Origin of the sequence: Bradyrhizobium erythrophlei (assembly GCF_900129505.1) — a bacterium.
Lineage (GTDB): Bacteria > Pseudomonadota > Alphaproteobacteria > Rhizobiales > Xanthobacteraceae > Bradyrhizobium > Bradyrhizobium erythrophlei_D.
Window position 1 is genome coordinate 1,753,224 of record NZ_LT670818.1, and the last position, 12,369, is coordinate 1,765,592.

Here is a 12,369-nt window from a genome sequence, read left to right on the forward strand (position 1 = left end):
CCCGTGACAGCATCGGCGCCGTCCGATATCGGGGTAGCTTATGGATAGCGTCCTGACCGAGAACAGGCCTGAGGCCGACGAACGTTTCGATAGCGCGCGGATCACCGCCGCGGTCGATGCGCTCGCCGAGAAACATGCCGGCCGCGAGGATGTTTTCCGCTCCGCCACGGCGCATTATTTGAAGGCCGAGCTGCTCGCGGCGCGCGCCACCGCCCAGGCCGTGCTGCTGAAGGATCGTCACGGCCGGCGCTGCGCCGAGCGGCTGTGTTACGTGCAGGACGAAATCATCCGTATCCTGTTCTCGGCCGCCACGCGGCATCTGTATCGCTCGCCGATCCCTTCGGGCGCCGAGCGCATGGCGGTGGTCGCCACCGGCGGCTATGGCCGCGGGCTGATGGCGCCGGAATCCGATATCGATCTGCTGTTCATCCTGCCCTACAAGCAGACGGCCTGGGGCGAGCAGGTCGCCGAAGCCATTCTGTATTGCCTGTGGGACATGGGATTGAAGGTCGGCCACGCCACGCGCTCGGTCGATGAATCGATCCGGCAGGCGCGCGGCGACATGACGATCCGCACCGCGATCCTGGAGACGCGCTTCCTGACCGGAGACCTGCCGCTCTACAATGAGCTGGTCGAGCGGTTCGACAGGGAAGTGGTGCAGGGCACCGCGGCCGAATTCGTGACCGCCAAACTGGCCGAGCGCGAGGAGCGGCATCGACGCGCCGGCCAGTCGCGCTATCTGGTCGAACCCAACGTCAAGGACGGCAAGGGCGGCCTGCGCGACCTGCACACGCTGTTCTGGATCGCGAAATACGTCTACCGGGTGCGCGAGACCGACGAGCTGCTCGAACGCGGCGTGTTCGACGCCCAGGAGTACCGCACCTTCCGCCGCTGCTCCGATTTCCTGTGGTCGGTGCGCTGCAACATCCATTTCTTCTCAGGCAGGGCCGAAGAGCGGCTGTCGTTCGACCTGCAGCGCGAGATCGCGATCCGGCTGGGCTATACCTCGCATCCCGGCATGCAGGATGTCGAACGCTTCATGAAGCACTATTTCCTGGTCGCCAAGGACGTCGGCGACCTCACCGCGATCCTGTGCGCCAAGCTGGAGGACCAGCAGGCCAAGCCGGCGCCGGTGCTGAGCCGCATGATGTCGCGGCTGCGCCCGAGCACGCGGCGGGTGCCCGACAGCGACGATTTCATCGTCGACAACAACCGCATCAACCTCGCGGCGCCCGACGTCTTCAAGCACGACCCGGTCAATCTGATCCGGATCTTCCGGCTCGCGCAGAAGAACAATCTGGCGTTTCACCCCGACGCCATGCGCACGGTGACGCGGTCGCTGAAACTCGTCAACACGCAGCTGCGCGACGATCCCGAAGCCAACCGGCTGTTCATGGAAATCCTGACGTCGAACGACGCGGAAACCGTGCTGCGGCGCATGAACGAGACCGGCGTGCTCGGCCACTTCATCCGCGCCTTCGGCAAGATCGTGTCGATGATGCAGTTCAACATGTACCACCATTATACGGTGGACGAGCACCTGTTGCGCTGCGTCGGCTATCTGCAGGAGATCGAACGCGGCGGCAATGACGAGTTCATCGTCGCCAGCGACCTGATGCGCAAGATCCGCCCCGATCATCGCGCCGTGATCTACATCACCACGCTGTTGCACGACATCGCCAAGGGCCGCCCCGAGGATCACTCGATCGCCGGCGCCAAGGTGGCGCGGCGGCTGTGCCCGCGGCTCGGCTTCAATGCCGCCGACACCGAACTGATCGCCTGGCTGATCGAGCAGCACCTCACGATGTCCACGGTGGCGCAATCGCGCGACCTTTCCGACCGCAAGACCATCGAGAATTTCGCCGCCGTGGTGCAGTCGGTGGAGCAGATGAAGCTTCTGACCATCCTGACCACGGCCGACATCCGCGGCGTCGGCCCCGGGGTCTGGAACGGCTGGAAGGCGCAGCTGCTGCGTACGCTGTATTACGAGACGGAGCCGGTGCTGACCGGCGGCTTCTCCGAGGTCAACCGCGCCCGGCGCATCGCGGTGGCGCAGGCGGAATTTCGCAGCGCCTTCACCGAATGGCCGGAAGTGGAACTCAACGCCTATATCGCGCGGCACTATCCGGCGTACTGGCTCAAGGTCGAACTGCCGCGCAAGATCCGCCACGCTCGCTTCCTGCGCACCAGCGAACAGGCCGGCCACAAGCTCGCGATCAATGTCGGCTTCGACGAGGCGCGCGGCGTCACCGAACTGACCATCCTGGCGGTGGATCACCCCTGGCTATTGTCGATCATCGCCGGCGCCTGCGCCTCGGCGGGCGCCAACATCGTCGACGCGCAGATCTACACCACGACCGACGGCCGCGCGCTCGACACCATCGCGATATCGAGGGAATACGACCGCGACGAGGACGAGGGCCGCCGCGCCACGCGGATAGGCGAAATGATCGAGGACGTGCTGGAAGGCAAATTGCGCCTGCCCGAAGTGGTGGCGCGCCGCGCCGCCGGGCGCAAGATGCGCCCCTTCGTGGTCGAGCCGGAAGTCATCATCAACAATCAGTGGTCGGACCGCTACACCGTGATCGAGGTCAGCGGCCTCGACCGGCCCGGCCTGTTGTACGAACTGACCACCGCGATCTCGAAGCTCAACCTCAACATCGCCTCGGCCCATGTCGCGACCTTCGGCGAGCGCGCCCGCGACGTGTTCTACGTCACTGACCTCTTGGGCGCGCAGATCAACGCGCCGACGCGGCAAGCCGCGATCAAGAGCGCGCTGGTCCATTTGCTCGCCAATGATTCGACGGTGGCGAAGCCCGCGGCGTGATGAAACTGTGGCCGCGGGCTAAGTGCCTTCAGAACCTGGTGATCGGCTCCAGCGCCTCCCCGGTGCGCAGTGCGCGCAGCGGCGCGGTGTCGCAATAGACCCGTTCCTCGATCACCTTGCCTTCCCTGATGCGGAATTTATCGACGCCGCGCCAGTCGAACCGCTTGCCGTCGATGATGCGGCTGGTCTGCCATTCGACGATCACGACGTCGCCGCGCGAGGTCCAGTCCAGCAACTGCCAGACAAAATCCGGCGCGGCGGCGGTCTGGACTTCCAGCAGGCGATCGAGTTCGCTTCCCTTCACCGTTCTACCCACCATCGGCGTGTGCAGCAGGCCTTCCGGGTGCCACAGACCGAGAAAGGCCTTGCCGTCCCGCGCCGCCCAGGCGGCGGCAAATCGCGTTACAAAATCCTGGATCTCCGCGTCCGTCATCGATCGTCTCCATGCTGTTTGTAATGGAGACGCTAAGGGTATTGCCGACGGCCGTCTGGCGATTTACGGACCTGACGTTTTCTTGGTTTGCTAGAGAGGGCCGTGGTCACGACACAAAACTAATAGTGTCCTCGCGAAAGCGGGGACCCATAACCACGAATGTTCGTTGTGACAGGAGATGCCGCTCCAGCTCACACCACATAACCACCGGTGGTTATGGGTCCCGGCTCGCGCTGCGCTTGGCCGGGACGACGAGGGGGGTGTGACGAATTCTGGATAGGCGGCGACTAAGCCGCATGCCTTGATGCCTTCAGCACCACGCCCTCATGCTCCAGCAGCCAACGCTTGCGTTGCAGTCCGCCGCCATATCCGGTCAGGGAGCCGTTGGCGCCGATCACGCGGTGACAAGGCACGACGACGCTGATGGGATTCGAGCCGTTGGCATGGCCGACCGCGCGCACCGCCGTGGGCATGTCGAGCCGGGCCGCCAGTGCGCCGTAGCTTGTCGTCGTCCCCACCGGGATCGTCCGCAGCGCGGTCCAGACCTTGCGCTGGAATACGGTGCCAGCGACGCGCCATTTGATCGCGTCGAGGCAGGCGAGTTCGCCCGCGAAATAGGCTGAGAGCGCCGCCCGGGTATCCGCCGGGGCGCGCGCGTTTTCCAGAACCGGCGCGCCGCATTGCAGGCGCAGCAGCTGTCGCATCCGCGGCTCATAGTCTTCCCAGTCCAGCGCCCGCAGCGCGCCCTCGGCGTCGGTAACGAGCAAGGCGGTGCCGATCGGCGTTTGCAGCCGATCGAGAGTGAATGTTTCAGGCGGCTTCGCGTTCATGTTTCTTCCGCGTTGCAGCGGCGTGCGGATATCCCGCGGCCCACAGATGCAAGGCCGCATAGGCGCGCCAGGGCCGCCATGCCTCGGCGCGCACCAATAATTCGGCGGGCGACGGGCGCCTTCCGTCGGCGCTCGCCATCGCGCGCATCAATCCGATGTCGGCGGTGGGGAACGCATCGGGCTCGCGCAACTCGCGCATCGCGATGTATTGCGCGGTCCATTCGCCGATCCCCGGCAGCGACCGCAATTTCGCAATCGTCTCCTCAAGGCTGGCACTTCGGCTGAAGATCATGGGATCGGCGGAAATGGCCTGCGCCAGCGATGTCACCGCCATCGCGCGCGCATTCGGCATGCCGAGCTTGGAAAGATCGACCTTGGCGAGACGCATGGGCGACGGGAACAGATGGCTGAGGCCCTCACCCTCCCCAGCCATCGCCGGGAACGGCGTGCCGTAGGCCTCTACCAGCCTGCCGAGCAATCTGGTCGCGGCCGGAACGGTGATTTGCTGACCGAAGATCGCTCGCACCGCGAGCTCAAAACCGTCCCAGGCGCCGGGAACACGCATCCCCGGCCGCGCCTCAACGAGCGGCGCCAGCAGCGGGTCGAGCGCAAGATGGGCGCCGATCGTATCGGGATCGGCGGCAAGATCGAATACCCGCCGTACCCGCGCGATGATCTGGGGCAGCGCCGCCATATCGGGAAATCGCAGGGAGACATTGACCCGGTTCTTGTCCGCCGGCGCGACGCTGATCACGCCACAATGGCCGCCGATCGCAATGCTGCGCCGATAGGTATTCCCCGAGACGGCTTCGACGCCGGGAATAGCGCGGACGCTGAGAAACGACAGCATCGCATCCCAGTCGTAGGGCGGCCGGTAGGCGAGACGAATCGACAATGCCCCGGTTTCGCGCCTGGTCTGGTCGCGGCCACGCCGCAGTGAGGCCGGCGGACGTCCGAACATCTGCAGGAATGTTTCGTTGAAGCGGCGCACACTGTTGAAGCCCGAGGCGAGCGCGACCTCGGCCATCGGCAGCGAGGTCTCGTGGATCAATTGTTTGGCGAGCAAGATCCGCCGCGTCTGTGCCACTGCGATCGGGGAGGCTCCGACATGCTGGTGAAACAGCCGCCGCAACTGGCGCGCGCCGATGCCGAGCCGGCCCGCCAGCCCTTCGACATCGGCCTCATCGAGGCCGCCGGCTTCGATCAGCGCGAGCGCGCGGGACACGGTGTTGCTGGTGCCGCGCCAGAACGCAAGATCGGGCGAGGTTTCCGGGCGGCAGCGCAGGCAGGGCCGGAAGCCGGCTTCCTGGGCCGCCGCCGCCGTCGGATAAAACGATGTATTTTCGAATTTCGGCGTGCGCGCCGGACAGATCGGCCGGCAATAGATGCCGGTGGTCTTGACGCCGACAAACAGGCGGCCGTCAAAACGGGCATCGCGGGTCGAAATCGCGCGGTAGCAGGCAATGCGGTCCATATCCATCACGGCAACATCACCCATTGGCAGCCGCCTGTCTCGCGGTTTTCGGACATCGTCAGCTCTGAAGGATCAGGCAGGTGGTGGTGCCATGCGCGAGCAGGCGCCCCTTGCCGTCCGTGACCCGTCCCTCGGCGGTGCCAATGCGCCGGCCACGGCTCAACACGATACCTTCCGCCTTGATGAGCCCGGTCTCGGGAACGATAGGCCGCAGCAGGGAAATCTTGAACTCGAGCGTGGTCTGACCGACGCCCTTTTCGAGAGTTGATTGGACGGCGAGTCCCATGCAGCTGTCGAGCAGCGTGGCCGCGAAGCCGCCGTGCACCGTGCCGGCGGGATTGAGATGAATGTCTCTCGGCTCCGCGGTGACGACGACGCGCCCGCTCACTGCCTCCGTCACATCGTAACCCAGGGTCCGCGCGATCGTATTGAGAGGCAGCGTCCCGTCGACGAGCCCCTGGACAAATTCCAGGCCGGTCAGCTCCAACTGCCGATCGGCGCTGACGGTCCCGTATGCCTTGCTGGCGATATTCATGATCGAAACATCGTCCATCGGACGACGCTTGTCTCGCGGTTTTCGGACATCGACATTCAAAAGGCGCAAGCCGGATCCGCCGGGAGTCCTTCACGGCGGGCTGCCGATGTTTCACGGCGTCGCAATGTGTTAGCACAGTGACGGAGACTCCTTCGTCGGCGTCTTATCGGGAGGGCATAGTGAACGCAATTGCCAACGCATTGGTGGCGCTGGTCGCCGCGCTGCATGTCTATTTTCTGGTTCTAGAGATGTTTCTCTGGACCAAACCGCTCGGCCTGAAGACGTTTCGCAACTCGCCGGAAAAGGCGGCCGACTCCGCGGTGCTTGCCGCCAATCAGGGGCTCTACAACGGCTTCCTCGCCGCGGGCCTGGTCTGGGGGCTGTTTCAGGGCACTCCCGGCTTCGGCTTCCAGATCAAGACATTCTTCCTGCTCTGCGTGGTTGTTGCAGGTGTCTATGGCGCGTTAACCGTCAGCCGCCGGATTCTGTACGTGCAGGCGGCGCCCGCGGCGATTGCGCTGATCCTGCTCTGGCTGGCGTAGCTTGGGTCCCCTTTCGGCCCTGCATTACCTTGCATTGCCGTATCCATTCCCTCACACTCGCAGGCAGCGACGGCGCCCGCCTGGGGTCGATTGAAACCCGGCGGACAAGACCGTCGGCACAATCACCATGAGGGAGCGCAGCGATATGAGGAACGGGATTCTACACCTGCTCGCCGGAGCCGCGGTTGCCATCGCACTATCGGCGTCGACGGCTTCCGCGCAGAAGAAATACGACACCGGCGCGACCGATACCGAGATCAAGCTTGGCCAGACCGTGCCGTTCTCAGGGCCGGCCTCCGCCTATGCCGGCATCGGCAAGACACAAGCCGCCTACCTCAAGATGATCAACGACCAGGGCGGCATCAACGGCCGCAAGCTCAATTTGATCCAGTATGACGACGCCTACAGCCCGCCGAAAGCGGTCGAGCAGGTGCGCAAGCTGGTCGAAGGCGACGAGGTGCTGTTTACTTTCCAGATCATCGGCACGCCATCGAACGCGGCCGTTCAGAAATACCTCAACGTGAAGAAGGTACCGCAGCTGCTCGCCTCGACCGGCGCATCGCGCTTTTCCGATCCGCAAAACGCGCCCTGGACCATCGCGTTCAATCCGAACTACCAGTCGGAGGGGCGCATCTACGCGAAATACATCCTGAAGAACTACCCCAACGCGAAGATCGGCATCTTCTATCAGAACGATGACCTCGGCCGCGATTACATCGCCGGCCTGAAGGGCGGTCTCGGCGACAAGGCCGCGACCATGATCGTTGCCGAAGCCTCCTACGAGCTGACCGATCCGACCGTCGACTCGCAGATCGTCAAGCTGAAATCGGCGGGCGTCGACCTGCTCTATGACGCCTCGACGCCGAAATTCGCCGCACAGGCGATCCGGAAAGTCGCCGACCTCGCCTGGAAACCGGTGCATATCCTGGATATCAATGCGAGCCCGGTGTCGGCCACGCTCAAGCCCGCCGGCCTCGATATTTCCAAGGACATCATCAGCACCAATTACGGCAAGGACCCGGCCGATCCGCAGTGGAAGGACGACGCCGGGCTGAAGGCCTATTTCGCCTTCATGGACAAATATTATCCGGAAGGCGACAAGCTCAATACCGTCAACACCTACGGTTATTCGACCGCGGAACTGCTGGTGCAGATCCTGCGCCAGTGCGGTGACGATCTCACCCGCGAAAACATCATGCGGCAGGCGACCAGCCTGAAGAACTTCGTCCCCAGCCTGGCGCTGCCCGGCATGTCGATCTCGACGGGGCCGAACGATTACCGCATCAACAAGCAGATGCAGATGATGAAGTTCAACGGCGAGCGCTGGGAGCTGTTCGGCCCGATCATCGAGGACACCGGCCCGGCCGGCTAGACCCCGTCTCGATCCGGTCGCCCGTCATTTGCCGGCGTGAGGTTTCCCCCTTACGCCGGCAAATTCGTTCAAGCGTCGCGATGCCGAATTCCACTTTAGTCTGACTCTGGCTCCCTGAAATCGTTCATCTTTTCAGCTCGCCGCCACCTTGTATTACAGCATCCGTTCCGCCAGTATCCCGGCCAGCGATGGCGTGCGACGGGTCGGATAAGGCCCCGGACAAGATCATCGGCTCAATCACGACACATGAGGAACACAGCACTATGAGGAAGGGAATTTTCCATCTGATCACGGGCACGGCGCTCGCGATCGCGCTGTCGGCATCGTCGGCCTACGCGCAGAAAAAATACGATACCGGCGCGACCGATACCGAGATCAAGGTCGGCCAGACCAATCCGTTCAGCGGCCCGGCTTCGGCCTATGCCACCATCGGCAAGACCCAGGCCGCCTATATCAAGATGATCAACGATCAGGGCGGCGTGAACGGCCGCAAGATCAACCTGATCCAGTATGACGACGCCTACTCACCGCCGAAGGCGGTCGAGCAAGTGCGCAAGCTGGTCGAGAGCGACGAAGTGTTGCTCACCTTCCAGATCCTCGGCACGCCGTCCAACGCCGCGGTCCAGAAGTACCTCAATTCGAAGAAGGTGCCGCAGCTGTTCGCCGCCACCGGCGCGTCGAAGTTCACCGACCCGAAGAACTTCCCGTGGACGATGGGCTTCAATCCCAACTATTTCGTCGAAGGCCGCATCTACGGCCAGTACATCATCAAGAATTATCCGAATGCCAAGGTCGGAATCCTTTATCAAAACGACGATCTCGGCAAAGATTACCTGAACGGCATCAAGGCCGGTCTCGGCGACAAGGCCGCCGGCATGGTGGTGGCCGAGGCCTCCTACGAAGTTTCCGATCCCACCATCGATTCGCAGATCCTCAAGATCAAGGACGCCGGCACGGACCTGTTCTTCAGCGCAACGACGCCGAAGCAGGCGGCGCAGGCGATCAAGAAGATCGCCGAGCTCGGCTGGCATCCGGTCCACATCCTCGACATCAACGCCACCTCGGTCGGCGCGGTGATGAAGCCGGCGGGGCTTGAGGCCTCCAAGGGCGTGATCAGCGTCAACTACGGCAAGGATCCGCTCGATCCGACCTGGAAGGACGACGCCGGCATGAAGAAATACTTCGAGTTCATGGCCAAGTATTATCCGGACGGCGACAAGGACTCGAGCTTCAACTCCTATGGCTACTCGACCACGCAATTGCTCATCTACGTACTCAAGCAATGCGGCGACGATCTCACACGCGAGAACATCATGAAGCAGGCGAGCAACCTGAAGAACGTGCAGCTCGACCTGTCGCTGCCGGGCATCGTCGCCAACACCACGCCCACCGATTATCGCGTCAACAAGCAGCTGCAGATGATGAAATTCAACGGCGAACGCTGGGAGCTGTTCGGCCCGATTCTCGAAGACGCCGGCCCGGCGGGCTAGAGTCGATCCAACCAACATGAGCGATCGGCGGCCCTTTGGGGCCGCCGATTTTTTTGGCTGTTACTCCGGAATTTCACCAAAGGTCTTGCCGACCGGAAGCACGGCGTGGCGGATCAGGCGGGAATCTTCGACCGCCGCCTGCCGGTGCTTCACCGCCTCGCGATAGACGGGATCCCGGATCATGTCGGCGAAGGCCGCAACGCTCGGGTATTCGGCGATGAAGCAATGATCCCAGCGCTCGTCCGAGGGGCCGATCAGCATCAGTTCGAACCGGCCCTGCCACACGATCCGGCCGCCGAGCCGTTCGAACACCGGCCCGCTCTCCCGACCATAGGCCGCGTAGGCCTCAGCGCCTGAGGCCTTGCGACCGTCGGGATAGGCCGCCTCTTTGCGCAGCCGGACCAGATTGAGCATATGGATCGGGCCCGGGCGGTCGTTGGCCCGGAATTGCGCGAAAACTTCCTTGGTGGGGTCGACGTGGCCCGTGGTGCTGTCTCCCAGGCTGGCATTTCGCCAACCTCTACCACACGTCGCCGCAGCTCCTAATCCTGCGTTAACCTTTGCGTAACCGGCCCTTAAACAGCGAACGCTAGGCTGCCGCAGGACCGGTGCGGGCGGCGTTGGCGTATGGCGTGGGGACGAAAGAAAAGCGCTGGGCGCAAGGAGCCGCAGTTCGGGCTTGGCGCATCGCTGTCGGAGCTGCGCCTCGGCCCGCAGGATCGCGTCACGTCTGCCGACGATGAAGAACCGATGAAAACATCCGCCAGGCGCAAACCCAGCGAGCCCGACGACGACGACGAAGAAGCGCCGCGCGAGCGCAAGCCGAGGGCTGCCCGCGTGAGCCGTAAACGCAAATCCCGGGGCCGGGCGCGCGCCGGCCTGTTCCGCCTGCTTTATTGGGGCGCGGTGCTCGGCCTGTGGGCGGCGATCGCGCTGGTCGGCGCCGTGGTCTGGGCCGGTGCGCATCTGCCGCCGATCCAGGCGCTCGAGATTCCAAAACGGCCGCCGAACATTCAGATCGTCGGACTCGAGAACAGCGTGCTGGCGACCCGCGGTGAAATGGCCGGCGCCAATGTTGCGCTGAAGGATCTGCCGCCTTATCTGCCGAAGGCCTTCATCGCCATCGAAGACCGCCGGTTCTATTCGCATTACGGCGTCGATCCCTGGGGCATCCTGCGCGCGGCTGTCACCAACGTGCTGCATCGCGGCGTTTCGCAGGGCGGCTCGACGCTGACCCAGCAACTCGCCAAGAACCTGTTCCTGACCCAGGAACGCACGTTGCAACGCAAGTTGCAGGAAGTCGAACTCGCGCTCTGGCTGGAACGCAAGCATTCCAAGAACGAGATCCTCGAACTCTATCTGAACCGGGTCTATTTCGGCTCCGGCGCCTATGGCGTCGAGGCCGCCGCCCAGCGTTATTTCGGCAAGTCCGCCAAGAACGTCACGCTGGCGGAGGCCGCGATGCTCGCAGGCCTCGTCAAATCGCCGTCGCGGCTGGCGCCGAACCGCAACCCGGAAGGCGCCGAGAAACGCGCCCAGACCGTCCTGTCAGCCATGGCGGACGCCAAATTCATCACCGAGGCGCAGGCGCAGGCCTCGATCGGGCATCCCTCCTACAATGTGAAGGCGGCGGGCGCCGGCACCGTCAATTACGTCGCGGACTGGATCGGCGAAGTGCTCGACGATCTCGTCGGCCAGATCGACCAGAATATCGTGGTCGAAACCACCATCGATCCGAAACTGCAGGCGGTCGCGGAAGCCGCCGTGATCGACGAGCTCGCGGCCAAGAGCGTCAAATTCAATGTCAGCCAGGGCGCGCTGGTGGCGATGACGCCTGACGGCGCGGTGCGCGCCATGGTCGGCGGCCGGAACTACGCCGACAGCCAGTACAACCGCGCGGTGACGGCCAAGCGCCAGCCGGGCTCGGCGTTCAAGCCGTTCGTCTATCTCACCGCGATCGAGGCAGGTCTGACGCCGGACACGATCCGCCAGGATGCGCCGCTCGACGTCAAGGGATGGAAGCCGGAAAACTACAGCCGCGAATATTTCGGCGCGGTGACGTTGACCCAAGCGCTGGCGATGTCGCTCAACACGGTCGCGGTGCGGGTTGGGCTGGAAGTGGGCCCTAAGAACGTGGTTCGCACCGCGCACCGGCTCGGCATTTCGTCGCGGCTTGACGCCAATGCCTCGATCGCGCTTGGCACCTCGGAGGTCTCGCTGCTGGAACTGGTTGGCGCCTACGCGCCGTTCGCCAATGGCGGCCTCGGCGTCTCCCCGCATGTCGTGACGCGGATCCGCACCGACGGCGGCAAGGTTCTGTATGCGCGGCAGGCGGACCAGCTCGGCCAGGTGATCGAGCCACGCCATGTCGCCATGATGAACACCATGATGCAGGAGACGTTACTTAGCGGCACCGCGCACAAGGCGGAACTTCCGGGCTGGATCGCCGCCGGCAAGACCGGCACCAGCCAGGATTTCCGCGACGCCTGGTTCATCGGCTACACCGCCAATCTCGTCACCGGCGTCTGGCTCGGCAATGACGACAACTCGCCGACCAGGAAGGCCACCGGCGGCGGCCTGCCGGTGGAGGTCTGGACCCGCTTCATGAAGGCCGCCCATCAGGGCGTGCCCGTCGCGGCGCTGCCGAATTCGCAATATAGCGGCTTTTCAAACCTGATGCAGGCCGCGTCGCAAGTCAGCCCGCCTTCGGCGCCCGCTGCACCCTCGCCCGGTGCGCTCTCGCCGGTTGCCTCGGCGGTTGCGAACCGGCCGGCGCCGACGCGCACCTCGGCGCGCCCGCAAGCCGCCGCAGGACTGGACGGCTGGCTGGTGGACCGGCTGTTTGGACGATAGGGTGTAAGACTGA

10 protein-coding genes are annotated in these 12,369 nt (G+C 64.0%); 5 read left to right on the forward strand and 5 right to left on the reverse strand.

Translation table 11 applies throughout. The features are described from left to right. Positions 1 to 40 precede the first annotated feature (40 nt). A complete protein-coding gene (locus B5525_RS08230; RefSeq protein WP_079565558.1) occupies positions 41 to 2,827 on the forward strand; it encodes a [protein-PII] uridylyltransferase in 2,787 nt (928 codons plus the stop codon). A 28-nt stretch (positions 2,828 to 2,855) separates the two neighbouring features. Here B5525_RS08230 and B5525_RS08235 read toward each other — a convergent pair whose 3' ends face one another. From B5525_RS08235 to B5525_RS08250, 4 genes are all read right to left on the reverse strand, one after another. Next, positions 2,856 to 3,260, reverse strand: coding sequence for a nuclear transport factor 2 family protein (locus B5525_RS08235; protein ID WP_079565559.1), 405 nt, complete (start codon positions 3,258 to 3,260; stop codon positions 2,856 to 2,858). A gap of 287 nt (positions 3,261 to 3,547) precedes the next feature. Beyond that, on the reverse strand, positions 3,548 to 4,090 hold the full coding sequence (locus B5525_RS08240) for a methylated-DNA--[protein]-cysteine S-methyltransferase (RefSeq protein ID WP_079565560.1): 543 nt from the start codon (positions 4,088 to 4,090) through the stop codon (positions 3,548 to 3,550). Continuing rightward, positions 4,071 to 5,588 (reverse strand): AlkA N-terminal domain-containing protein, encoded by a 1,518-nt coding sequence (locus B5525_RS08245; protein WP_244567853.1) that lies wholly within the window; start codon positions 5,586 to 5,588, stop codon positions 4,071 to 4,073. The genes B5525_RS08240 and B5525_RS08245 overlap by 20 nt, the downstream gene beginning before the upstream one ends. A 34-nt stretch (positions 5,589 to 5,622) precedes the next feature. Next, positions 5,623 to 6,117 (reverse strand): PaaI family thioesterase, encoded by a 495-nt coding sequence (locus B5525_RS08250; protein ID WP_079565561.1) that lies wholly within the window; start codon positions 6,115 to 6,117, stop codon positions 5,623 to 5,625. A 161-nt stretch (positions 6,118 to 6,278) separates the two neighbouring features. Here B5525_RS08250 and B5525_RS08255 point away from each other — a divergent pair, with 161 nt between their 5' ends. From B5525_RS08255 to B5525_RS08265, 3 genes are all read left to right on the forward strand, one after another. Then, positions 6,279 to 6,641, forward strand: a complete 363-nt coding sequence (locus B5525_RS08255; RefSeq protein ID WP_079565562.1) for a DUF1304 domain-containing protein — start codon at positions 6,279 to 6,281, stop codon at positions 6,639 to 6,641. 145 nt (positions 6,642 to 6,786) lie between these two features. Beyond that, on the forward strand, positions 6,787 to 8,013 hold the full coding sequence (locus tag B5525_RS08260) for an ABC transporter substrate-binding protein (protein WP_079565563.1): 1,227 nt from the start codon (positions 6,787 to 6,789) through the stop codon (positions 8,011 to 8,013). 263 nt (positions 8,014 to 8,276) lie between these two features. Beyond that, a complete protein-coding gene (locus tag B5525_RS08265) occupies positions 8,277 to 9,503 on the forward strand; it encodes an ABC transporter substrate-binding protein (protein WP_079573091.1) in 1,227 nt (408 codons plus the stop codon). Between the two features lie 60 nt (positions 9,504 to 9,563). On the opposite strand, the gene B5525_RS08270 is transcribed toward B5525_RS08265, so the two are convergent. Then, positions 9,564 to 10,004, reverse strand: coding sequence for a DUF1330 domain-containing protein (locus tag B5525_RS08270; RefSeq protein WP_079573093.1), 441 nt, complete (start codon positions 10,002 to 10,004; stop codon positions 9,564 to 9,566). A 126-nt stretch (positions 10,005 to 10,130) separates the two neighbouring features. On the opposite strand from B5525_RS08270, the gene B5525_RS08275 reads away from it, so the two are divergent. After that, entirely contained in the window at positions 10,131 to 12,356 is a 2,226-nt protein-coding gene (locus tag B5525_RS08275; RefSeq protein ID WP_079565564.1) for a transglycosylase domain-containing protein, read from the forward strand. Positions 12,357 to 12,369 lie beyond the last annotated feature (13 nt).

Coding starts and splice junctions, on each gene's coding strand:
- B5525_RS08275 (WP_079565564.1), top strand. CDS start 10,131: ATGGCGTGGGGACGAAAGAAAAGCGCTGGGCGCAAGGAGCCGCAGTTC.
- B5525_RS08235 (WP_079565559.1), bottom strand. CDS start 3,260: ATGACGGACGCGGAGATCCAGGATTTTGTAACGCGATTTGCCGCCGCC.
- B5525_RS08250 (WP_079565561.1), bottom strand. CDS start 6,117: ATGGACGATGTTTCGATCATGAATATCGCCAGCAAGGCATACGGGACC.
- B5525_RS08245 (WP_244567853.1), bottom strand. CDS start 5,588: ATGGGTGATGTTGCCGTGATGGATATGGACCGCATTGCCTGCTACCGC.
- B5525_RS08260 (WP_079565563.1), top strand. CDS start 6,787: ATGAGGAACGGGATTCTACACCTGCTCGCCGGAGCCGCGGTTGCCATC.
- B5525_RS08230 (WP_079565558.1), top strand. CDS start 41: ATGGATAGCGTCCTGACCGAGAACAGGCCTGAGGCCGACGAACGTTTC.
- B5525_RS08240 (WP_079565560.1), bottom strand. CDS start 4,090: ATGAACGCGAAGCCGCCTGAAACATTCACTCTCGATCGGCTGCAAACG.
- B5525_RS08265 (WP_079573091.1), top strand. CDS start 8,277: ATGAGGAAGGGAATTTTCCATCTGATCACGGGCACGGCGCTCGCGATC.